This window comes from Blautia sp. An249, assembly GCF_002159835.1.
Taxonomy (GTDB): Bacteria; Bacillota; Clostridia; order Lachnospirales; family Lachnospiraceae; genus Blautia_A; species Blautia_A avistercoris.
In genome coordinates this window covers 1-20,944 of sequence record NZ_NFJL01000003.1, presented here as the reverse complement: position 1 = coordinate 20,944, position 20,944 = coordinate 1, and the positions used below count along the sequence as shown (strand labels likewise).

Genomic DNA, 20,944 nt, shown 5'->3' with positions numbered 1-20,944 from the left:
CTCTAAACGCCACTTTTATGCCCTCCTATCTGACCATTTCGTTCCATTGCAGTCGCACTCTCCTGCAGGTTCATTCCTTTTAAGATCGCATTCTTTCCAAACTTTCCCTTAATGTCCAGCATTGCGGTCTGCAGCCGATGTTCCCGTTCCATCTCTGCCGGATCGGTAAACAAATCATACTGTTTATACGCTTCGTCCACAACATGATTAAATGTAACATTCATACGCCGGACAGATACATGAGGATTTACAATCCTCTCAAAGAGTTTCTCTGTATATGCCATAATCTGACGGGCGGAGCTGGTAGTCACTGTCATGGTAATCGTTCCGTGGGCCGGCTTTCTTTCCAGTCGGTTGGAATATCCCACATGCAGCGTGATGGAATCTGTCACCAGTCCTTTTTCCACCAGTTCCAGCGCCAGAAGATCCGCCATCTCCTTTACTGCCAGTCTGGCTTCCTCATAACTGTAATCCCGGGGCAGCACCTGTCCGCTTGATACGGAATTGCTTTTTGGCTTGTATGACTTAATGTCTGCCATTGTCACAGGTTCTCTTCCCCATGCATGGTCAATCAAAAGCTCCGCGTCAATCCCAAACATCTGATAAAGCATATCCTCATCTGCATGGGCAATTTCTCCCATGGTGCTGATTCCGGATCTCTTTAGTCGGCCGGCAACACCCTTTCCGATTCTCCAAAAATCTGTCAGAGGCTTATAATCCCACAATGTATTGCAGTAGCTTTCTTCATCCAGAATCCCAATATGATCCGCTGCATGTTTCGCTGTAATATCCAGAGCTATTTTTGCCAGATACAGATTCGTCCCGATTCCCGCCGTGGCAGTGATTCCTGTTGTCTTTATAACATCGTCCATAATCATCAACGCCAGCTCCTTTGCGGTCATCTGATACATTTCCAGATAATCCGTAACATCCATAAAAACTTCATCAATGCTGTAAACATGGATGTCTTCCTTCGCGATATATTTCAAATAGATTTCATAAATCTCAGCGGAGTAATCAATATACAGCTGCATCCGGGGCGGCGCCATAATATATTGGATTCCTGCCGGGATTTCAAACACCCGGCATCTCCCGGGAATCCCCAGAGCTTTCATCGCCGGAGATACTGCAAGACAAATGGTTTTCTCCGTCCGTTGAGGATCCGCTACAACAAGGTTCGTGTTCATGGGATCCAGGCCTCTCTCCCTGCATTCCACCGATGCATAGAAACTTTTCAAATCAATACAGACGTATATCCGCTTCTTTTCCATTCACATCATCTCCCTTGTTATTGTAAATCCTTTTCTTTTTAATTATACCAGAACATTCGTTCTGTTTCAAGAAGGATAAAAATGGAGTATAATAAACTCAGTAATCAACAGAATTTGGGAAGTGCTGACATGACAAAAGATACACTGGAAAAGTTTTTTCAACGGTACGAACGCTTTTTTATGCAATCACTTAACGGAGAAATTGATGGTGACGAAATGTGGGAGCTATACGCTCCGGAATTTATTGCAGCTTCACCGATGGGAGTTCTGGCTGGAAAAAATGATACCGATTTTCGGCAGGCTCTGTCCGCCGGCTACGAGCAATACCGAGAAATCGGAACAAAAGGGATGCATGTTCGGGGTGTAGGAATGTCACAGATAGATACGTTTTTAATTTTCGCAGCACCATTTCACAATCTGTACAATTAGCTCTTCGGGAAGCGACTGACTGTATTTGAGATAAACAGCCGACTTTTTACATTCATATTCGCGCAAATCTGTGGAAAAATGCTCTATTGCCTTTTCCCCCACATAAAGGCTGGCATGATTTTTACAGGCTGAAAACTGCACAACAATCTTCTTTTCCCCATATGTTGGCATACTCCACGCAATTCTCTGTTTCCTGTCGGGAACCGCATCACTGATCACCTGATGGAGTTTCCGGAAATAATTCTGTAAGGGCTGCTCTTGCTGCAGTATCCATTCCTCGATGGTTTTCGGAGCTTCCCCGCAGTAATGAGACTGATTGTTCCGCTTAAATTCTCTGTTGCATTTAGGACATATCCACATCATAGAATCTCCCGTTTATAGACGTAAATGAACGTGTAACTGTGAATCTATTATACCGGAGGATTTTTAACCGGACAAGGTTTTACCTGAAATTTTTCAGCAGGGTCTTGCTTGTGACCCTGCGTAATGATTTATAATAGGTATCAGGAGGTAACGGATTATGGCAAAACACAGAGCAATTCCGGAAGGGTTTCTGACAGTTGGCGAAGCGGCAAAGAAAATGGGAGTTACCGTCCGTACTCTGCAGTATTACGATAAAGAAGGACTTCTCTCCCCGTCGGCGGAAAGTGAAGGCGGACGCAGGCTTTATACCGATAGAGATTTGGTTACACTTCATCAGATTCTCTCCCTGAAATCACTGGGATTTTCTCTGCATGATATAAAACAGCGGCTGATTGCTTTAGAGACGCCGGCTGATGTTGCAACCGCTCTTTCCGAGCAGGCAGAGGATATACGCCAGAAAATAGAGCAGCTTAAAACTTCTTTGACGGCAATCGAACAGTTAAAAACCGAAGTTTTGCAAATGCAGACCGTCAGCTTTAAGAAGTATGCAGATATTATTGTAAATCTGCAGATGAAGAATGACTCTTATTCTCTTATTAAGCGTTTCGATGATGATACACTCGACCACATACGCAGTCAGTTTGATAAGGAAAGCGGCCTGGATTTTATGGACAGATTTAACCGCCTGAGCGATAAAATCGTACAGCTTCAAAGGGAAAATGTATCCCCTGAAAGCGAAAAATGTCAGCAGGTTGTAAATGAATACTGGAATCTGATTATGGAGTTTACCAACGGGGATATGGGGATGCTTCCCAAATTGATGGAGTTCGGTAACATTGATACCGCCACAAACGCCTGGGAAGAAAGGCAAAAAATTGTAAACGAGTATTTAGAACCGGCTTTACAAGTCTATTTTTCAAAGCTTGGAACGAATCCATTTGAGGAGGAAAAACAGTGAAAGAAGCAATACAGGTCCTTGAATTAAAGAAAAGTTACGGCAGCCATAGGATTCTCAGGGGAATTGATTTCCGAATTGAAAAAGGAGAAATTTTCGCCCTGCTCGGCATAAACGGAGCAGGAAAAACGACAACTCTTGAATGTATCGAGGGTCTGAGAAACTATGACAGTGGTACGATTACTGTAAATGGGAAAATGGGGATTCAGTTACAGTCCTCCTCTTTACCAGGCTATATCAAGCCAATGGAGGCTATTAAACTGTTTGCAAAATGGAATAAAACAAAAATTGATTATGCCATGCTTAACAGCCTTGGTATCAGAGGAATGGAAAAGAAGCAGTATCTGCAATTGTCCACAGGACAGAAAAGACGGTTACATCTTGCCCTGGCACTTATCGGCAATCCCGACATTATTTTTCTTGACGAACCAACTGCAGGGCTTGATGTGGAGACAAGGCAGTCTCTCCACGGACAAATCCGCAAGCTCAAATCAAAGGGGAAAACTATCGTTCTGGCAAGTCACGATATGGCAGAAGTAGAAACTTTATGTGATCGCATTGCCATTTTAAATAAAGGAAAGATTAACTTTTGCGGTACCGCTTCAGAACTGGCTGATAAAATCGGGAGAAAATATTTCATCCATATCAAAACACAGCAGGGAGATGATACTTTTGAAACGGCTAATATCGAAAATACTTTGCTTTCCCTGCTTGGCGATTTAAAGCAGAAAAACATCCATGTACAGGATATTAAAATTGACCGGGGCACACTGGAACAGCATTTTATGGAAATAGCAGGGAGGGAAACTTAAATGAATGGTTTTTTATATGGTCTGGCATTGCAGTGGAAAATGGACATACGCAGTAAATCTTTGTTTGTGACCTGCTACATCATTCCCCTTATTTTCTTCCTGCTGATGGGTGGTATTTTTACTTCTGTTATGCCTGAAATGAAAAATACACTGATACAATCTATGATTGTGATGAGCGTTTCCATGGGAGCCTTTATCGGGTTACCGCCATCCCTGGCTGAAACTTATGGAAGTGATATAAAAAAGATTTATAAAGCAAATGGAGTACCTTTGTATTCAGGTCTTCTCACTCTGTACCTTTCTGCATTTGTCCATTTAATGATTAGCTGCGTCATTCTTCTGCTGCTTGCCCCTGCCCTGTTTGAGGCAGTTTTGCCGACACAGCTTCCCCTTTTCCTTTCTGCGCTTGCCGTATATATTCTTGTATCACTGAGTACCGGAAGTATCCTGGGACTGACTGTAAAAAATCAGGCAAAGCTGACGATGACTGCACAGCTGGTTTTTTTACCCTCGATTATGCTTTCAGGGACTATGTTTCCTGTCGGCCTGCTTCCTGATTTTCTTGAAACCACAGGGCGCTTTTTCCCCGCCTACTGGGGATACCGGCTGATGCTGGAAAATGGTTTCCGCTCTGAAAATCTATGGTATTTCATTTTTGTTTTTTGTGTGTCAGCAATTCTATGCGCCATACTTTTAAACAAACAAATATCCGGATAGACAGAAGAACCCGCTTCTGGGATAATAAATCCAAAAGCGGGCTTCTTTATTAAGCGGTTACTTCATTGGGACTTTCTTTTCCTTCCATAAAGTCCTTGGCATTGTCCAATGTGGTTTTTGCAATGGCAGAGAGCGCCTCCTCTGTAAAAAATCCCTGGTGGGAAGTAATCATTACATTGGGGAAAGATAACAGTCTGGCCATGGTGGAATGGGGCATAATTCTTTCTGACATGTCTTCATATACGAAGTCGGTTTCTTCCTCATATACGTCAAGCCCTACGGCAAAGAATTTATGATCCCGGATTCCATCCACTAAATCATCTGTTTTTATCAGACCGCCCCGGGAGGTATTAACTAAAATAACTCCGTCTTTCATCTTGCGGATAGATTCTTCATTAATCAGATGATGTGTCTCATCGGTAAGAGGACAATGGAGACTGATTAAGTCACTTCTTTCAAATAATTCATCCAGAGAAACGTACTCCAGAAAATCCAGGTTCTGATTGGGATAGGCATCATAGCCTATGACTTTCATTCCGAAACCGTGACAGATCCGGGCCATTGCCTGTCCGATTTTTCCGGTGCCCACAATTCCTGCTGTTTTCCCATAAAGATTCACACCCATCAGGCCGTTTAATGCGAAATTGTTTTCCCGGCATTTAATATAGGCCTTATGCATGTGTCTGTTGGCTGTAAGTACCAGCGCCATAGCATGCTCTGCCACTGCTTCCGGAGAATAGCTGGGCACTCTTAAAATTTTTATCTGGTATTTGGCTGCTGTTTCCAGATCCACATTATTATAGCCTGCACAGCGCATCAGAATCAGACGCACCTGGCAGTGGTGAAGGGCTTCTATTACATCCTTTCCCAAATCTGCATTTACAAATGCACAGATCGCGTCATATCCTTTTGCAAGGGCTGCCGTCTCCTCATGGATATTCGCCTCGATAAATTTCATTTCGATTCCCGGATACTGTGGAAGCAGTTTTGTAAAAAACTGTTCATCATAACTTTTTGTACCATAAAACAATATTTTCATAACAGAACACCCCTTTGATATATTTTATAAGTTCATTATACCACAGTTATACTGCTATCCTTCCCTGATTTTTCTAAATTTATTCCGATTCTTCTTTATACGCTTCCCGAAGCATCTTAATTTCTCTGGCCCAGCCTTCTTCATCGTTGGGTGTTTCCAGAATAAAGGGAATTCCTCTTAAGGAAGGGTGATTGATAACCCTTACCAGAGCTTCCAGGCCGATTTTGCCTTCTCCGATTTTCGCATGGCGGTCCTTATGGCTTCCCAGGTCATTCTGACTGTCGTTCAGATGAATGGCTTTCAGACGGTGCAGGCCGATGATTCTGTCAAATTCCTCCAGTACTTTGTCTAAATCTTTTACAATATCGTATCCCCCGTCCCACACATGACAGGTATCCAGGCAGACTCCCATCTTTTCCTGGAGGTTTACCTGCTCTAAAATTGCCTGCAGTTCCTCAAAGTTTCTGCCTACCTCCGTTCCTTTTCCGGACATGGTTTCCAGCAGAACCGTTGTAGTCTGTTCCTCTTTCAGCACTTCATTGAGCACCTGGGCAATCAGCCGGATTCCTTTTTCAGCTCCCTGACCCACATGGCTTCCCGGATGGAAGTTGTAATAGTTTCCGGGGGTGTATTCCATTCGCCTTAAATCATCTTCCATAGTTTCTCTTGCAAAAACTCTCAGCTCCTCTTTTGCCGCACAGGCATTAAGGGTATAGGGCGCATGGGCCACTAATTTCCCGAACTTCTCTTCTTTGGCCAGTTTTAAAAACTTCTCCACATCTTCTTCCTGTATGGCTTTCGCCCGGCCCCCTCTGGGATTTCTGGTAAAAAAGGCAAAGGTATTCCCGTCTTTTTTGGCTGTTCTCTTTCCCATTGCCAGATAACCGGCAGAGGAAGAGGTATGATTTCCTATATAAAGCATTCTGCAAATCCTCCTGTATCTTATCCTTTCATCTTTTTCCTGCCTGCTTATTATAGCAGACTTCTGTTCATACGCCTACTTTTTCCTTTTTTTCTCTAAAATATTGACAAAATTCGGGAAGATCAGTATCTTGTTATTAGCGTAAAGCAATTTTGAGGGAGGATTGTAACAGGAATGAAAAAATTAAAGAAGAAAACGCTTTCTGCCTATCAGGAAACGAAGTATGGGAAACAGGATCGGAGGAACAAAATCATTGCTCTTTCATCTGCCGGCGTTGTTCTCGCTCTGATTGCGGGTATCCTTCTCTTTACTGTTTTTAAGGACTCCTCTTCGGGGAAACCCGCCGTTTCCCGGGATATACAGGAAACTGCCAAAGATACCTCTTCCGGCCAGGCAGAAACTTCTACGTCTCTGACCCCTGTCCCCCAGCAGACAGAGCCGGTCTCTCTTACCCTGTCTCTGGTGGGCGACTGTACCCTTGGCACAGACGAAACTTTTGACTACAGTACCAGTCTGAATGCGTACTATGAAAGTCAGGGAGCAGATTATTTTTTCCAGAATGTTCGTTCTATTTTTGAAAGCGACGATCTGACCATCGCCAATTTCGAGGGTACCTTAACCACTCTGGATACAAGGGAAGACAAACTGTTTGCCTTTAAGGCCGATCCCGAATATACCCAAATCCTTTCAGGAAGTTCTGTGGAGGCTGTCAATATGGCCAACAACCACAGCCACGACTACGGGGATCAGAGTTATACAGATACTCTGTCTGCCCTGGATGCCGCGGGAATTGTCCATTTCGGTTATGACGAGACTGCAGTCATGGAGGTAAAGGGAGTCAAAGTAGGACTGGTGGGAATCTATGAATTAAACGATCACATGGAACGGGCGCAGCAGTTAAAAGATAACATCGCAAAAGTAAAAAACGAAGGGGCGCAGCTTGTGATTGCTGTCTTTCACTGGGGAAATGAAAAAGAAACCGTGCCCGATGAAAACCAGAGACAACTGGGACATATGGCCATTGACGAGGGCGCCGACCTGGTTGTGGGACATCATCCCCATGTGCTGCAGGGAATTGAAGTTTACAATGGAAAAAATATTGTTTACAGTCTGGGAAACTTCTGTTTTGGCGGTAATGCCTACCCCAGCGACATGGATACCATCATCTTCCAGCAGACCTTCACGGTAACCACAGAAGGCGTACAGGAAGATAATGTAACCAATATCATTCCCTGCTCCATTTCATCGGCCTCAGATTATAATAACTATCAGCCGACTCCGGCAGAGGGAGAGGAAGCCTCCCGTATTCTGGACAAAGTCGGGGAATTATCCCAGATGATTCCCTCTGATACTCAAAGCGCCGACACTTCTTCCCAGGAAGAAGATGCTGAAACCAGTCAGGAGTGACAAGCTTTTACACTTTGCACGCCGCTTCCATACTGCAAAAGGGACTGCCACATGACAGTCCCTTTTTCGTTTTTTATTCTTTTATTCTTTTATTCTTTTCATCCGTTCTTTCTTAATAGTTTCCAGTATGATCTTCCGGGCGTTTTTCGCCTCTTCTTTAGACATACTTTCTACTCCTTCCAGGGGATAGGAAAGTCCCAGTTCTTCATATTTTTTTATCCCCATGGTATGATACGGCAGCACTTCCAGCCCTTTCAGATTGGGGTAGCGGCTGATTAATGTACCGACGCCCTCTAATTCCTCTCTGGAATCTGTAATCCCGGGCACAATCACATGCCGGATAATCACAGGCACCTTTGCTCTCGCCAGAGCATCGGCAAATTCCAGCACCGGCTTTTGGGGCTGCCGGGTCAGCTTCAGATGTCCTTCTTCCCGGCTGTTTTTTATATCTAAAAGAACCAGATCCGTCACCTGAAAAAGATTCTGAAATGCTTCTTTCTTCTTTTCTGTATACAAAATGCCGGAAGTATCCAGGCAGGTATGAATCTGACGCTTCTTCGCCTCGGTAAACAGCTCTGTCAGAAACTCCATCTGCATCAGAGGCTCTCCTCCTGTTGCCGTAATTCCCCCTGTTTTATAAAAGCCCTTATTTTTTTCGTACTCTTTCAGTAATTCCTCCACCGTCATTTTTTCCCCGCCCCCGGGATTCCAGGTATCCGGATTATGACAGTACTGGCATCTCATGGGACATCCCTGAAAAAAGATGACAAAACGAATTCCGGGACCGTCAACGGTCCCGAAACTTTCAATGGAATGGATGAATCCTTCTTTAGATTTCATCATGGAAGGTTCTGGAAATAACCTCGTCCTGCTGCTCTTTTGTCAGCTTGTTGAAGTTTACTGCATATCCGGATACACGAACAGTCAACTGAGGATATTTCTCCGGATGCGCCTGGGCATCCAGAAGGGTTTCTTTTGTAAATACGTTTACATTTAAGTGGTGGCCGCCTTTTTCTGCGTAACCGTCTAATAAACCTACCAGATTATCAATCTGAGCATCACTAATCTTCATATCGCAGTCTCCTTTTCTTTTTTATATTTATTCTTCTTCGTCTACTGTTAAATTAGGTTCACAGCAGGCGCAGTCAGGTTCCAGTTCAAAAGCAATGTCGTCAAAGAATACAGCGTCGTCCTTTCCAAGAGCCCCCGGAATGATGGAGAAGGTATTGGAAATTCCGTCCTGTGCATCTTTAAACGGAAGTTTGGATACAGAGCTTAAAGAAGCGACTGCTCCGTGAGAATCTCTTCTGTGCATGGGATTTGCTCCCGGTGCGAAAGGTTCTCCGGCTTTTCTTCCGTCCGGTGTGGATCCTGTGGCTTTTCCATAGACCACATTGGAAGTAATGGTCAGAATGGAAGTGGTAGGAATTCCTCCCCGGTACGTATGGTTTCCTTTTACATATGCCATAAAGTCATGGACAATATCGTAGGCAATGGAATCTACCCGGTCATCATCGTTTCCGTATTTCGGGAAGTCTCCTTCTACCTGATAGTCAACCACAATTCCGTTTTCATCACGGATTGTTTTCACCTTGGCATATTTAATTGCGGATAAGGAGTCGGCTACAACAGAAAGTCCTGCAATTCCCGTTGCAAACCAGCGGGTGACGTCTTTGTCATGCAAAGCCATCTGAATTCTCTCGTAGCAGTACTTATCATGCATATAGTGAATGATATTAAGAGTATTAACATAGACTCTTGCCAGCCATTTCATCATATCGTGGAATTTCTTCATTACTTCGTCGTAGTCCAGATATTCGGTAGTAATCGGACGGTATTCCGGTCCTACCTGCTTTTTGCTGACCTCATCCACACCGCCGTTGATGGCGTATAAGAGGCATTTTGCCAGGTTTGCCCTTGCTCCGAAGAACTGCATTTCTTTTCCTACTCTCATGGAAGATACGCAGCAGGCAATGGCGTAATCATCTCCGTGGGTAACGCGCATCAGATCATCATTCTCATACTGAATGGAAGAAGAACTGATGGAAGTCTTCGCACAGAAACGTTTAAAGTTCTGAGGCAGTCTGGTTGACCAGAGAACCGTCAGGTTTGGTTCCGGAGCTGTTCCCAGATTTTCCAGAGTATGCAGATACCGGAAGGACATCTTGGTTACCAGTGTACGTCCGTCAATTCCCATACCTCCGATGGATTCGGTTACCCAGGTAGGATCTCCGGAGAACAGTGCATTATATTCCGGTGTTCTTGCGAATTTTACCAGACGCAGTTTCATGATAAAATGGTCGATGAACTCCTGAATCTGCTCTTCGGTAAAGGTTCCGTTCTTTAAGTCTCTCTCTGCATAAATATCCAGGAAGGTGGAAGTACGTCCCAGAGACATAGCCGCTCCGTTTTGTTCTTTAATCGCTGCAAGATAACCGAAGTACAGCCACTGAATGGCTTCCTGCACGTTCTTCGCCGGTGCAGAAATATCAAAGCCGTAAATCTTTCCAAGCTCTTTGAGCTCTTTCAGGGCTTTAATCTGCTCGGACAGCTCTTCCCTCTGTCTGGTTACATCGGAATACATAATGGTTCTTGTGGTATCTTTCTGATGCTGCTTATCCTCAATCAGACGATCGATTCCATAAAGAGCCACTCTGCGGTAGTCGCCGATAATACGTCCCCGGCCATAGGCATCCGGAAGTCCGGTAATAATATGGCTGGAACGGCACGCTCTCATCTCCGGTGTATATGCGTCAAATACTCCTTCGTTGTGTGTCTTTCTGTGCTTTGTAAAAAACTCTACAATTTCCGGATCCACATGATAACCGTTGTCTTCGCACGCTTTTACAGCCATACGGATTCCGCCATAGGGCTGTAAGGAACGTTTAAAGGGTTTATCTGTCTGGAATCCTACAATGGTTTCTAAATTTTTATCTAAATATCCGGGGCCATGAGAGGTAATTGAGGAAATAATCCGGGTGTCCATATCAAGCACTCCGCCTTTTTCTCTTTCCTGCTTTGTTAAATCCATCACCTGGGCCCACAAAGTTTTCGTACTCTCTGTTGCTTCCGTTAAAAAACTTTCATCCCCTTCATAGGGTGTGTAGTTTTTCTGGATAAAGTCTCTGACATTAATTTCTTTTTCCCAGATTCCTTCCTGAAAGCCTGTCCATTCTTCTCTCATAAATTACCTCCTGTTTTTTCTTTTATGAAACACAGATTTCACATAAAATCCTGCTGGTTCCTCCTGTATTTCAGGTTTCCCAAAAAGATTCTGCACTCATAACGTCCAATTTCATGCAATCCCCGTTGTTTCCTGATGTTATCTCTTCCTAACACGCACATATAGTACCATTACTCTTCAAAGAAATCAATATCTTGTAGCAAAAAAGAATGTATCTTTTTGTATACAATATTCATTCGGGCCGGATGCCCTCTTTCCTGACATCCGGCCCTTCTTCTTTTCGATTATAAATTTCCGATTTTCTTAATCACAATTCCGATTTCTGCGTAAAGGAAATTTTCTCCTTCTCCTATTATTCTGATGGTATTGGGTACCCCCGATACCTGAATAATCTGAGTAAAGGCGATATTTTCATTTTCCAGACTTGTATGGAAAATGTGACTCACAGCGGCGCCGGGAACAAGAGTTCCCTGCTGCTGCAGATAAATAAGAATGGAAACCGGGAACTTCGTATTTTTCACAGAAGCTATTGTTCCATGGAAGGATACACAGTAATATCCTGTCTCGTTCAGAGTAAAATCCGTACTTCCTTCTGTGTGCGTCACTGCATTTCCAAATGTCACCCCGTTTTTATCAAAAACCAGGGCTCCTCCTGACGTTCCGGGATGTGCCGGAGTAGAATACGCGGTCAGAAATTCCGGAGGCAATGCACTGGCTCCTGTATCTCCTTTGGGAATTACGAAATCAAATATAGCATTCTTCTCATCCCCACTGTTGGTTACTGTAGCACTTGATCCCGGTTCTCCTGTTGTTACCGTTCCTACTGCAATGGTGGCTGCTTCTCCGTCGTCTCCGGTGGGACCTGTTGGGCCGGTTGGACCGGTTGGACCCGTTGGGCCTGTTGCTCCACTTGGACCTGTCGGGCCGGTCGGACCTGTTGCTCCGCTTGGACCTGTTGCTCCACTTGGACCTGTTGCTCCGCTTGGACCTGTTGCTCCACTTGGACCTGTTGCTCCGCTTGGACCTGTCGGGCCGGTCGGACCTGTTGCTCCGCTTGGGCCTGTTGCTCCGCTTGGACCTGTCGGGCCGGTCGGACCTGTTGCTCCACTTGGACCTGTTGCTCCGCTTGGACCTGTCGGACCCGTTGGACCAGTTGGACCGGTCGGACCTGTTGGACCCGTTGCTCCGAATTCGCCGGTTGGACCGGTCGGACCCGTTGGACCTGTCGGGCCTGTTGCACCAGTTCCTTCGCCTGATCCGGTCGGACCGGTCGGACCTGTCGGGCCGGTTGGACCTGTTGGACCCGTTGGGCCGGTTGGGCCAGTTACATTAGGAGGACAGGGCGGCGGGCAGGGCGGTTTCGGCTGACAGCAGCACCGTCTCTCCTGCTCCTGCATCTCCTGATTTTCTCTTCTATTTTGAAACCATGTCATATGATTAACCTTCTTCTTTTTTGTTTCTTTATATCATATGTCCATTTTTTCAATTTGCCCCTGAGTTCTCTTTTTTCTTAAAATACTCCTTATTTTGCAGATAATACGGGGATTCTGGTTTGTATCTTCCGGCAAGTTCATTGTAAATTTCTGCCTTTTTCTGATCTCCCATCCGATCATAACAGATACACAGAGAGATAGCCGGAAGGAATCCATAACAATCCTCCTCAACAAAAGCTCCGGTAGTCTTATTCTTTTTAGAATAGAGTGCCTGCTGATACCAGAATACTGCCTGCTCATATTGTCCCTGATTCAAAAAGTGTCTTCCCAGAGCACAACAGGTCTCTCCCCGTGGTACATCATACGCCAGTCCTTCCAGCAGCGCTTTCAGTGCCTCTTCTTTTCTTCCGGTCTGTTCGTAACAATAAGAAAGCTGGCGGGTGGCATCGATTTTATTTTCAATCCATCCGTCCGGAGTCTTCAGAAAAGCAGTCAAAATTCGTATCCCTTTTTCATATCTTCTATGAGTAAGTAATTCTCTTCCGTAATAATAGAAATCCCTTGGAGAAAAATTTTCTCCCTCTCTTTCCATTTCTTCATAGATATTCAGGTTGCGTAAATGGTCCCCTTCTTTTGTTTTCTGATGCCTGACAGGTATATCTGCATAGAAAATCTTCCCTGACAGAGCAATGGCTTCATGAACCCGGCCTTTAAAACGAAAGTTCTCCTGATTTTTCACAATCCGTTCTCTGTAATAACTGAATACAGGCGCTCCGGTTTCATCAAACGCCGTTTCGTAAGGCATCATCACAATATCTGTTTCTGTTGTCAGTTCCTGCTTCAGTTCCAGCAGTGCCTGTGCATTTTCTGCAGAAAGTATATCATCTGCATCCATCCACATACAATATTCTTTGGTGGCTTTGGAAAATCCATAATTTCTGGCGGCGGAAAAATCCTTTATCCATGGAAAGTCATAGAGTTTATCCGTATATTTTCCGGCAATGGCCTTTGTATTGTCTTTTGAGCCTGTATCTACTATGATTATTTCGTCCACACATTCCCCCACTCCTTCCAGGCATCTTTCAAGAGTGTCTTCTTCATCCTTTACTATCATGCAGAGACTTATGGTTATCATCTCAATCGCCTTTCTGAAATTACACTTCCCTTTATTCTATGAAAAAATTTCAGCCATTCCCAAAATTTTGTAATTATTCAGCCATGCGGCTGCTGATGGCAAAAATACAACGCAAGCTTGCTTGCAGAGGAATTTTGCCATCAGCAGACATATGGCGTTTAGCCGTAATCGAGGATTCAGCCGCGTAAGCGGCGGTAGAGCAGCGGTAGCTGCGGGAATCCGAGATGCATGGCTGAATAGTTACAAAATTTTAAGGCAATCTTTTGTTTTCTCTTGCACTCTTCCCCGGAAAACTATATAATTATAGAGGATATACATAGCTTTTTATGTGTTCCTCTATACAAAAGAAGCCCCGAATACATAGTTCGAAGCCGTTCTATGTATCCGGGGGTTTATAATGCCATGGCAATATCTTCAATAAATTTTAAAATCACTTCCAGTTGTTTCCCTTTGCACTGGCTCAGAAGATGATTAATATCCTGCCGTAACTGGCTGTCTTCCAGTTTGTCATACTCCAGTGTAATCAGACTTTCTATGGGAATATTGTAAACTTCACATACCTGAAGAAGTTTCGCCAGACTGATTGGCTGTTCTCCTCGTTCAATCAGACCCCAGTATTCGCTGTTTTCTCCCAGAGACTCACAGAACTTCTCCCTGGTCAGACCTTTCAGTTCCCGTATTTTACGCAATTTTACCGCAATTTCCTTGATTTTCCCATTCACACTATTGTCCACTTTTCTGCCCTTCCTTAGTAATCGTTCTCCTTTTAGAATATTTTATCGAAAATGTCACAATCTATGAAGTGATAAATTTATAGGATAATCATTCGCTTTTATATAAACAATTTACAATATTTTTTTATTTATGGAATTAATACTTTTTTAAATTTATGTAAAAATTTACTGACAAATTATGATTCCCGAACCAGGGCAGCACCAATTGCAAAAGGACATTGCAGCTTTCTACAATGCCCTTCTCATATAAATCGCGTCGCTCATGGGATTTTCATAATACGGCTCGCATTCCTGAAATCCAAATTTCTTATACAGATGAATAGCTGCATGCAGCGAAACAATAGAATCCAGTACCATTTCCTGATAGCCGGCCGCTTTTGCATGTTCTATCAGTGTCTCGATCAGCCGTTCCCCTGCGTTTCTTCCCCGATACTCCGGATTTACATACAATCGTTTCATTTCACACCGTCTATCTGTATGTCTGTGATAGGCAATCATCCCGATAATCCGGCCGGCTTCCTCTGCCACCAACACTTCTCCCTGAGGCGGAGTATATTTTTTGGCCGGATCCCGCAACTCTTCTTCCAGATTCTGAAAAGTCAAATCTCTCCCCAGCCAGCTGGTATATTCTTCAATCAGTTTCCGAATCTGCGGGATATAAGGTCTTCCGTCCAGTATTTTCATAACCCCTCCCTGTTCATCCTATAAACATCGCATCCCCGAAAGAGAAGAAACGGTAACGCTCTTTCACAGCTTCTTCATAGGCATGCATGATCTTTTCTTTGTCCGCAAAGGCGGATACCAGCATTAACAGGGTGGACTCCGGCAGATGGAAGTTGGTGATCAGACCATCCATGATTTTAAACTGATAACCGGGATAGATAAAAATGTCTGTCCATCCGCTTCCTGCCTTTAAATATCCGTCCTTTTGGGCGGCGGATTCCAGTGTCCGGCAGCTTGTGGTGCCTACACAGATAATCCTTCCTCCTGCTTTCTTCGTTTCATTTATCATCTCAGCCTGATCTTCTTCCACAATGTAAAGCTCAGAATGCATGTGATGTTTCTCCACGTCCTCCACTTTCACCGGACGAAATGTGCCCAGTCCCACATGAAGGGTGACATGGGCGATCTTTACACCCATGGCCTCTACTTTTTCCAGCAGTTCTTTGGTAAAGTGAAGGCCGGCTGTGGGCGCTGCCGCAGATCCTTCATGCTTTGCATATACCGTCTGATAACGGTTCTTGTCTTTTAGCTTATGGGTGATATAGGGGGGCAGAGGCATCTCTCCCAACTGATCCAGGATCTCTTCAAAAATCCCTTCATAAGTAAACTGTATCAGACGGTTTCCCTCTTCCACAATATCCAGCACTTCTCCCTTTAAAATCCCGTTTCCGAAAACAATTTTAGCACCCGGGCGGGCTTTCTTTCCCGGTTTCACCAGTGTTTCCCAGATATTATTTTCCCTGCGCTTCAAAAGCAGAATCTCTATCAGAGCTCCTGTGTCTTCTTTATGTCCGTAAAGGCGGGCCGGGATTACCTTTGTATCATTAATTACCAGACAATCCCCCGGATTCAGATACGAAAGAATATCGGAAAATACTCCGTGGTCTATTTTCCCGCTGTTTCTGTCCAGGTGCAGCAGTCTGGAAGAACTCCGATCTTCCAGAGGATCCTGCGCGATTAACTCCTGGGGTAAATCATAGTAAAAATCAGATGTCTTCATTCCTGTGTACCGAACCTTTCACAAATTAATAATAGGTCTTATCTTCTTCCAGAAAGACCGCTTTTTGGTCTTTTACCTCCAGAATGTTCACGCTGCAGTTAGGCGGGACCTTTCCGTGCCAGAAATCCCCGGTTTCGCCGTAAGCCGTCTGAAGCAGCGCCCGTACTGCACATCCGTGGGCAGTAATCAGAATGGTTTTTTCCTGATATTCAGGAATCCGTATCAGTTCATCCCAGAATTCTTTGGTTCTGGCACAAATATCCCAGATACTTTCTCCTCCTTTGGGCGCCTGAAAGGCAAAGGGCATCTGGAAAAATCTTTTGTAGTTCTCTCCGTAAGCGCCTTTCATCCCGTCTTCAATACTGCTGCCTTCCATTTCTCCGAAATCAATCTCCCGGATACGTTCGTCTGTATAGATGGGAATCTCTCTTCCTTTCAGAACCAGCCGGGCAGTTTCCACTGCCCGGCTTAAAGGACTTGAAACAGCGAAGTCAAAGGGAACCTCCGCCAGAGCCTTTCCGGTGATTTCGGCCAGACGGATTCCGTTTTCATTTAAAGGGATGTCGGCTGTCCCCTGCAGTTTTCTCAGACTATTCCATACCGTCTCCCCGTGACGCATAATATATAATTTCATATCAACTTCTCAACTCTATTCCAAGACCTGTCAGTCCGTTTAAGATTTTCTTCATGGCACCATTGATTTCTGATTCTTCCAGAGTTTTGTCATGGGCTCTGAAAACAAGGGAATAAGCCATTGATTTATAACCGTTTTTAATCTGGCTTCCCTCGTAGATGTCAAATAAACTGCAGCTTTCCAGAATTTTTCCGCCCCGCTGTCTTAAAATATCTTCAATCTGTCCGGCCAGAACTTCTTTGGGAACTACCATACTTAAATCCCTTGTGACAGCCGGATATTTGGCAATTCCCGTATATTTGTGACTGAAAGAAGCATATTCCAGAACTGTGGGAATATCAATCACTGCCACATACGTTTTTTCTCCGATTCCATAAGTCTCAGCCACGACAGGATGTACCTCGCCTAAATATCCTACGACAGTTCCCTGATAGAAAATATCAGCCTGTCTTCCCGGATGCAGGAAGGGTTTTCCGCTATTGGGATCGTAAGTAAATTTGTCTTTCATTCCCACTTTTTCAAAGAATTCTTCGCAGACGCCCTTCATTTCGAAGAAATCACCTTTTCCGTACATGCCAAGGGTGAATTTCATCCGTTCGTCAGGAAGTTCTTTTAAGGGAAGTTCTTCAGGAAGGTAAACATTCCCCAGTTCATAAAGACGCACGTCTTTGTTTCTGCGGTTATAATTGGTAGCCAGGGAAGTCAGCATTCCGTTTAAGGAAATCGTTCTCATAATACTGTAGTCTTCTCCCAGAGGGTTGCTGATGGGAATGGCCTGTCTAAAAGGACTGTCCTGGGGAAGCAGCAGCTTGTCAAATACTTTCGGACTTTCAAAAGAATAGGTCATTCCCTGAGAGAATCCGCAGTATTCTGCAATATCTCTGGCAATCTCTTCGATTCTCAGTTTAAAGGACAGTTTTCCTGTGGTAGCCTCTCCGGTCGGCAGAGTTGTAGGTACTTTGTCATAACCGTAGAAACGGACAATTTCTTCTGCCACATCTGCCATGCAATGTATATCCTGACGGAAAGTAGGAGCCACGATTTCATTGGTTTCTTCATCATAAGAAAGCTCTACCCGATTCAGGTAGTCCAGCATTTCTTCTTTCGTAAGGCTGGTTCCAAGAAGAGCATTGATTTTCTCCGGCTCGAATTTTACCCGGGAAGGCTCTCTCGTCTCGCTGCATACGTCTACAATTCCGCCTACAACTTCACCGGCGCCCAGCTCCTCCATTAACTGGCAGGCACGGTCAATGGCTGCCTGTGCATTGTTGGGATCCAGTCCTTTTTCGAACTTTCCGGAAGCGTCTGTACGAAGACCGATTTTCTTAGAAGACAGACGGATATTGGTTCCGTTAAAGCAGGCTGCTTCAAATAAAACAGTTTTTACCTGGTCGGTAATCATAGAGTTTTCTCCACCCATGATTCCGGCAATTCCCACGGCTTTTTCTCCGTCGCAGATCATTAAAACAGAATCATCCATCTCTCTTTCCTGACCGTCCAGGGTGACAAATTTCTCATTTTTGTCTGCCCGGCGTACAATAATCTCTCTGCCTTCGATGGTATCCAGATCGTAAGCATGCATGGGCTGTCCATATTCTTCCATTACATAGTTGGTAATATCTACCAGGTTGTTAATGGGACGGATTCCGTTGGAAGCCAGACATCTCTGCATCCATTTAGGAGAAGGACCGATTTTCACATTTTTTACTACTCTGGCGCAATATCTGGGGCAGAGCTCCGGATCTTTGACTGTTACTTTGATATAATCCTCTGCTTTCTCGCTGTTTCCAGTTTCCTGTACCTCCGGCATATGGAACTTTTTATTAAAGGTCGCTGCAGCTTCTCTGGCAATTCCCAGAACTCCGTAACAGTCTACACGGTTTGAGGTGATTTCGTATTCAAAAACTACGTCATCCAGTCCCAGAGCCTTTACCGCACTCTCTCCTACAACCGCATCTTCCGGGAAAATATAAATTCCGTTTTCCGGAGCTTCCGGATACATTTCCCGGTTGCTTCCCAGTTCCTCGATGGAACACATCATACCGCAGGATTCCACGCCGCGCAGTTTGCCCTTTTTAATTTCAATTCCGCCCGGTGTCTTCTTTCCATCGTGGCCTCCGGCCACTCTTCCGCCGTCCAGTACCACCGGAATCTTATCGCCTTCTTTTACATTGGGCGCTCCGGTTACAATCTGAACGGTTTCCTTTCCAACGTTTACCTGGCAGACAATCAGTTTATCTGCATCCGGATGCTTCTCAATTTTTTCAATCTGGCCGATGATAATTTTATCCAGGTCGGCATCTAAAATTTCATAACCTTCTACCTTTGTACCGGATAATGTCATTGCATCCATATATTCCTGGGCCGTGACATCCAGATCCGGCACATACATTTTAATCCATGATAATGAAGTATTCATTTTTCCAATCCTCTCTATTTCATTCTTTACCTATAAGCCTGGTCGTCTGTTCTCTTAGAACTGGTTCAGGAAACGAATATCGTTTTCGTATAAGAGACGCATATCATCAATTTCATATTTCAGCAGGGCAATTCTCTCAAGACCCACACCGAAAGCAAATCCGGTGTATTCTTCCGGGTCAATTCCGCACATACGCAGAACGTTTGGATGCACCATGCCGCAGCCCAGAATCTCAATCCATCCGGATCCTTTACAGAAACGGCATCCTTTGCCGCCGCATTTGAAGCAGGAAACATCCACTTCTGCACTTGGCTCTGTAAACGGGAAATGATGAGGACGGAACTTGGTCTTTGTTTCCGGTCCGAATAATTCTTTAGCAAACTCTTCCAGGGTTCCCTTCAGATCTGCAAATGTAATATTTTTATCAATCACAAGTCCTTCAATCTGATGGAAAGAAGGAGAATGGGTCGCGTCCACTTCGTCAGAACGGAACACTCTTCCCGGCGCAATCATACGAATCGGGAGTTTTCCCTGTTCCATGGTACGCGCCTGTACCGGAGACGTCTGAGAACGCAGACAGATTTCTTTATTAATGAAAAAAGTATCCTGTTCGTCTCTGGCAGGATGATCCTCCGGGATATTCAGTTTGGTAAAGTTGTAGTCCTGGTATTCCACTTCCGGACCTTCTACCACTTCATAGCCCATTCCCACGAAAATACGCTCTACTTCTTCCAGTGCGATGGTATTCGGATGGCGGTGGCCGATTCTTGCTTTCTTAGCGGGAAGTGTCACATCAATCACTTCTGCCTTTAACTGGGCTTCCCGTTTTGCGTCTGCCAGCGCTTTCTTATGGTTTTCCAGAAGTCCTTCAATCCGGCTTCTTGTCTCATTGACAAGCTGTCCTACCTTGGGACGGTCTTCCGGCGCCACATCCTTCATACTTTTTAAAATAGCTGTCAGTTCGCCTTTTTTTCCGAGATAGGCAACTCTCACTTCATTGAGTTTATCCAGGTTTCCCGACTCCATAATCTTTTTCCTGGCTTCCTCATGAAGCGCTTCCAGTTTCTGCTTCATATCCATGTCTCTATTCTCTCCTTTACTTTTTTAACAATCTTTTAAATAAAAAAGAATCCTGCTCGCAGGATTCTCCGCCTGCGGCGGGGGCGCAAAGCGCCTTCTTCCACTCCGACGCAGTGCGATCCACGCGGAGCGTTTTGTTTAATAGGGAACGCAGTTTCCTATTAAATAAAAAAGCTCCATCCCCAAAAGGGACGAAGCTATCTCGCGGTACCACCCTGTTTCCTGCATATCTTCTTTGCTTATGCAGGCACTCATCTGCTTAACGCGCAGCAAACGGCATCTCCTACTGTTTTCAGAGAAGCAGCTCCAGTGGGAATCTCAAAATAATTCTGAACTAAAGGTGACTTTCAGCCGATGATCTCCTCTCTCTGATAGAAAAATTATTTCTACTGACACTTTCCTTGCTTTTTCTTATTTATACTTTTGTTATTTTATCTGTAAAAAGAAATTCTGTCAAGTAGCAGATTTCAGGATTCCTTCCGTTTCTGTGATTTTTCTTTCTTTTTTTTCTGCTCCTCCTCGAAAATCCGGTCAAAGACATCCTCCAGTTCCATCTCTTTTTCATCTTTGCCTTTCTCCAGAAACTCTTTTGCCATCTCCTGAGCCTGGCCGGGAGTTTGACAGTTGAATAAATGAAAAATCACTTGTAGGCCTTATAAAACCTGCTTTTTTTGTGTCAAATTTTTA

Annotated in this window: 19 protein-coding genes, 1 pseudogene and 1 other annotated feature; of the genes and pseudogenes, 5 read left to right on the top strand and 15 right to left on the bottom strand. The window is 44.5% G+C overall.

Annotated features, from left to right (window positions below; genetic code table 11):
* Positions 1-2 precede the first annotated feature (2 nt).
* Positions 3-1,271: a Y-family DNA polymerase gene (locus tag B5F53_RS03995; protein ID WP_087220144.1), complete on the bottom strand. Its 1,269-nt coding sequence runs from the start codon at positions 1,269-1,271 to the stop codon at positions 3-5.
* An 81-nt stretch (positions 1,272-1,352) separates the two neighbouring features.
* Here B5F53_RS03995 and B5F53_RS03990 point away from each other — a divergent pair, with 81 nt between their 5' ends.
* The gene (locus B5F53_RS03990; RefSeq protein ID WP_087220141.1) at positions 1,353-1,700 is read left to right on the top strand and encodes a hypothetical protein; all 348 of its coding nucleotides are present in this window, start codon (positions 1,353-1,355) and stop codon (positions 1,698-1,700) included.
* On the opposite strand, the gene B5F53_RS03985 is transcribed toward B5F53_RS03990, so the two are convergent.
* Positions 1,662-2,063 (bottom strand): iron chaperone, encoded by a 402-nt coding sequence (locus B5F53_RS03985; protein WP_204246902.1) that lies wholly within the window; start codon positions 2,061-2,063, stop codon positions 1,662-1,664. The two genes, B5F53_RS03990 and B5F53_RS03985, sit on opposite strands and share 39 nt — an antisense overlap.
* A gap of 157 nt (positions 2,064-2,220) precedes the next feature.
* Here B5F53_RS03985 and B5F53_RS03980 point away from each other — a divergent pair, with 157 nt between their 5' ends.
* From B5F53_RS03980 to B5F53_RS03970, 3 genes are read left to right on the top strand one after another with little or no spacing between them, the layout of a single operon-like run.
* The gene (locus tag B5F53_RS03980) at positions 2,221-3,021 is read left to right on the top strand and encodes a MerR family transcriptional regulator (RefSeq protein ID WP_087220135.1); all 801 of its coding nucleotides are present in this window, start codon (positions 2,221-2,223) and stop codon (positions 3,019-3,021) included.
* Positions 3,018-3,830: an ABC transporter ATP-binding protein gene (locus B5F53_RS03975; protein WP_087220132.1), complete on the top strand. Its 813-nt coding sequence runs from the start codon at positions 3,018-3,020 to the stop codon at positions 3,828-3,830. The genes B5F53_RS03980 and B5F53_RS03975 overlap by 4 nt, the downstream gene beginning before the upstream one ends.
* Positions 3,831-4,547, top strand: coding sequence for an ABC transporter permease (locus tag B5F53_RS03970; protein WP_087220129.1), 717 nt, complete (start codon positions 3,831-3,833; stop codon positions 4,545-4,547). It abuts the gene before it with no gap.
* Between the two features lie 49 nt (positions 4,548-4,596).
* Here B5F53_RS03970 and B5F53_RS03965 read toward each other — a convergent pair whose 3' ends face one another.
* A complete protein-coding gene (locus B5F53_RS03965; protein ID WP_087220126.1) occupies positions 4,597-5,586 on the bottom strand; it encodes a 2-hydroxyacid dehydrogenase in 990 nt (329 codons plus the stop codon).
* Positions 5,587-5,665: 79 nt separating this feature from the next.
* Entirely contained in the window at positions 5,666-6,508 is an 843-nt protein-coding gene (locus B5F53_RS03960) for a deoxyribonuclease IV (protein WP_087220123.1), read from the bottom strand.
* A gap of 174 nt (positions 6,509-6,682) precedes the next feature.
* Between B5F53_RS03960 and B5F53_RS03955 the strand changes: the two genes are divergently transcribed.
* A complete protein-coding gene (locus B5F53_RS03955; RefSeq protein WP_087220120.1) occupies positions 6,683-7,915 on the top strand; it encodes a CapA family protein in 1,233 nt (410 codons plus the stop codon).
* A gap of 81 nt (positions 7,916-7,996) precedes the next feature.
* On the opposite strand, the gene pflA is transcribed toward B5F53_RS03955, so the two are convergent.
* The 11 genes and pseudogenes from pflA to B5F53_RS20530 form a co-directional block, all read right to left on the bottom strand.
* The gene (pflA, locus tag B5F53_RS03950; protein ID WP_087220117.1) at positions 7,997-8,758 is read right to left on the bottom strand and encodes a pyruvate formate-lyase-activating protein; all 762 of its coding nucleotides are present in this window, start codon (positions 8,756-8,758) and stop codon (positions 7,997-7,999) included.
* Positions 8,745-11,099 (bottom strand): annotated as a pseudogene (gene grcA3 / locus B5F53_RS03940) (autonomous glycyl radical cofactor GrcA3). The gene pflA and the pseudogene grcA3 overlap by 14 nt, the downstream one beginning before the upstream one ends.
* Before the next feature lie 284 nt (positions 11,100-11,383).
* Positions 11,384-11,806: a hypothetical protein gene (locus B5F53_RS20270; RefSeq protein ID WP_242970237.1), complete on the bottom strand. Its 423-nt coding sequence runs from the start codon at positions 11,804-11,806 to the stop codon at positions 11,384-11,386.
* 775 nt (positions 11,807-12,581) lie between these two features.
* Positions 12,582-13,667: a tetratricopeptide repeat-containing glycosyltransferase family 2 protein gene (locus B5F53_RS03930; protein ID WP_087220105.1), complete on the bottom strand. Its 1,086-nt coding sequence runs from the start codon at positions 13,665-13,667 to the stop codon at positions 12,582-12,584.
* Positions 13,668-14,059: 392 nt separating this feature from the next.
* On the bottom strand, positions 14,060-14,401 hold the full coding sequence (locus tag B5F53_RS03925; RefSeq protein ID WP_162610522.1) for a helix-turn-helix domain-containing protein: 342 nt from the start codon (positions 14,399-14,401) through the stop codon (positions 14,060-14,062).
* 228 nt (positions 14,402-14,629) lie between these two features.
* Complete coding sequence (locus tag B5F53_RS03920) at positions 14,630-15,085, bottom strand: GNAT family N-acetyltransferase (RefSeq protein ID WP_087220100.1); 456 nt, start codon at positions 15,083-15,085, stop codon at positions 14,630-14,632.
* Between the two features lie 13 nt (positions 15,086-15,098).
* Positions 15,099-16,124, bottom strand: a complete 1,026-nt coding sequence (queA, locus tag B5F53_RS03915; RefSeq protein WP_087220097.1) for a tRNA preQ1(34) S-adenosylmethionine ribosyltransferase-isomerase QueA — start codon at positions 16,122-16,124, stop codon at positions 15,099-15,101.
* A 25-nt stretch (positions 16,125-16,149) separates the two neighbouring features.
* Complete coding sequence (locus tag B5F53_RS03910; RefSeq protein ID WP_087220094.1) at positions 16,150-16,758, bottom strand: histidine phosphatase family protein; 609 nt, start codon at positions 16,756-16,758, stop codon at positions 16,150-16,152.
* Position 16,759: 1 nt separating this feature from the next.
* Positions 16,760-19,177, bottom strand: coding sequence for a phenylalanine--tRNA ligase subunit beta (gene pheT, locus B5F53_RS03905; protein ID WP_087220091.1), 2,418 nt, complete (start codon positions 19,175-19,177; stop codon positions 16,760-16,762).
* Positions 19,178-19,231: 54 nt separating this feature from the next.
* Entirely contained in the window at positions 19,232-20,251 is a 1,020-nt protein-coding gene (gene pheS, locus B5F53_RS03900) for a phenylalanine--tRNA ligase subunit alpha (RefSeq protein WP_087220723.1), read from the bottom strand.
* Between the two features lie 190 nt (positions 20,252-20,441).
* Positions 20,442-20,668, bottom strand: a binding site (T-box leader).
* Between the two features lie 56 nt (positions 20,669-20,724).
* Positions 20,725-20,853, bottom strand: coding sequence for a hypothetical protein (locus tag B5F53_RS20530; protein ID WP_275532191.1), 129 nt, complete (start codon positions 20,851-20,853; stop codon positions 20,725-20,727).
* Between the last annotated feature and the right edge of the window lie 91 nt (positions 20,854-20,944).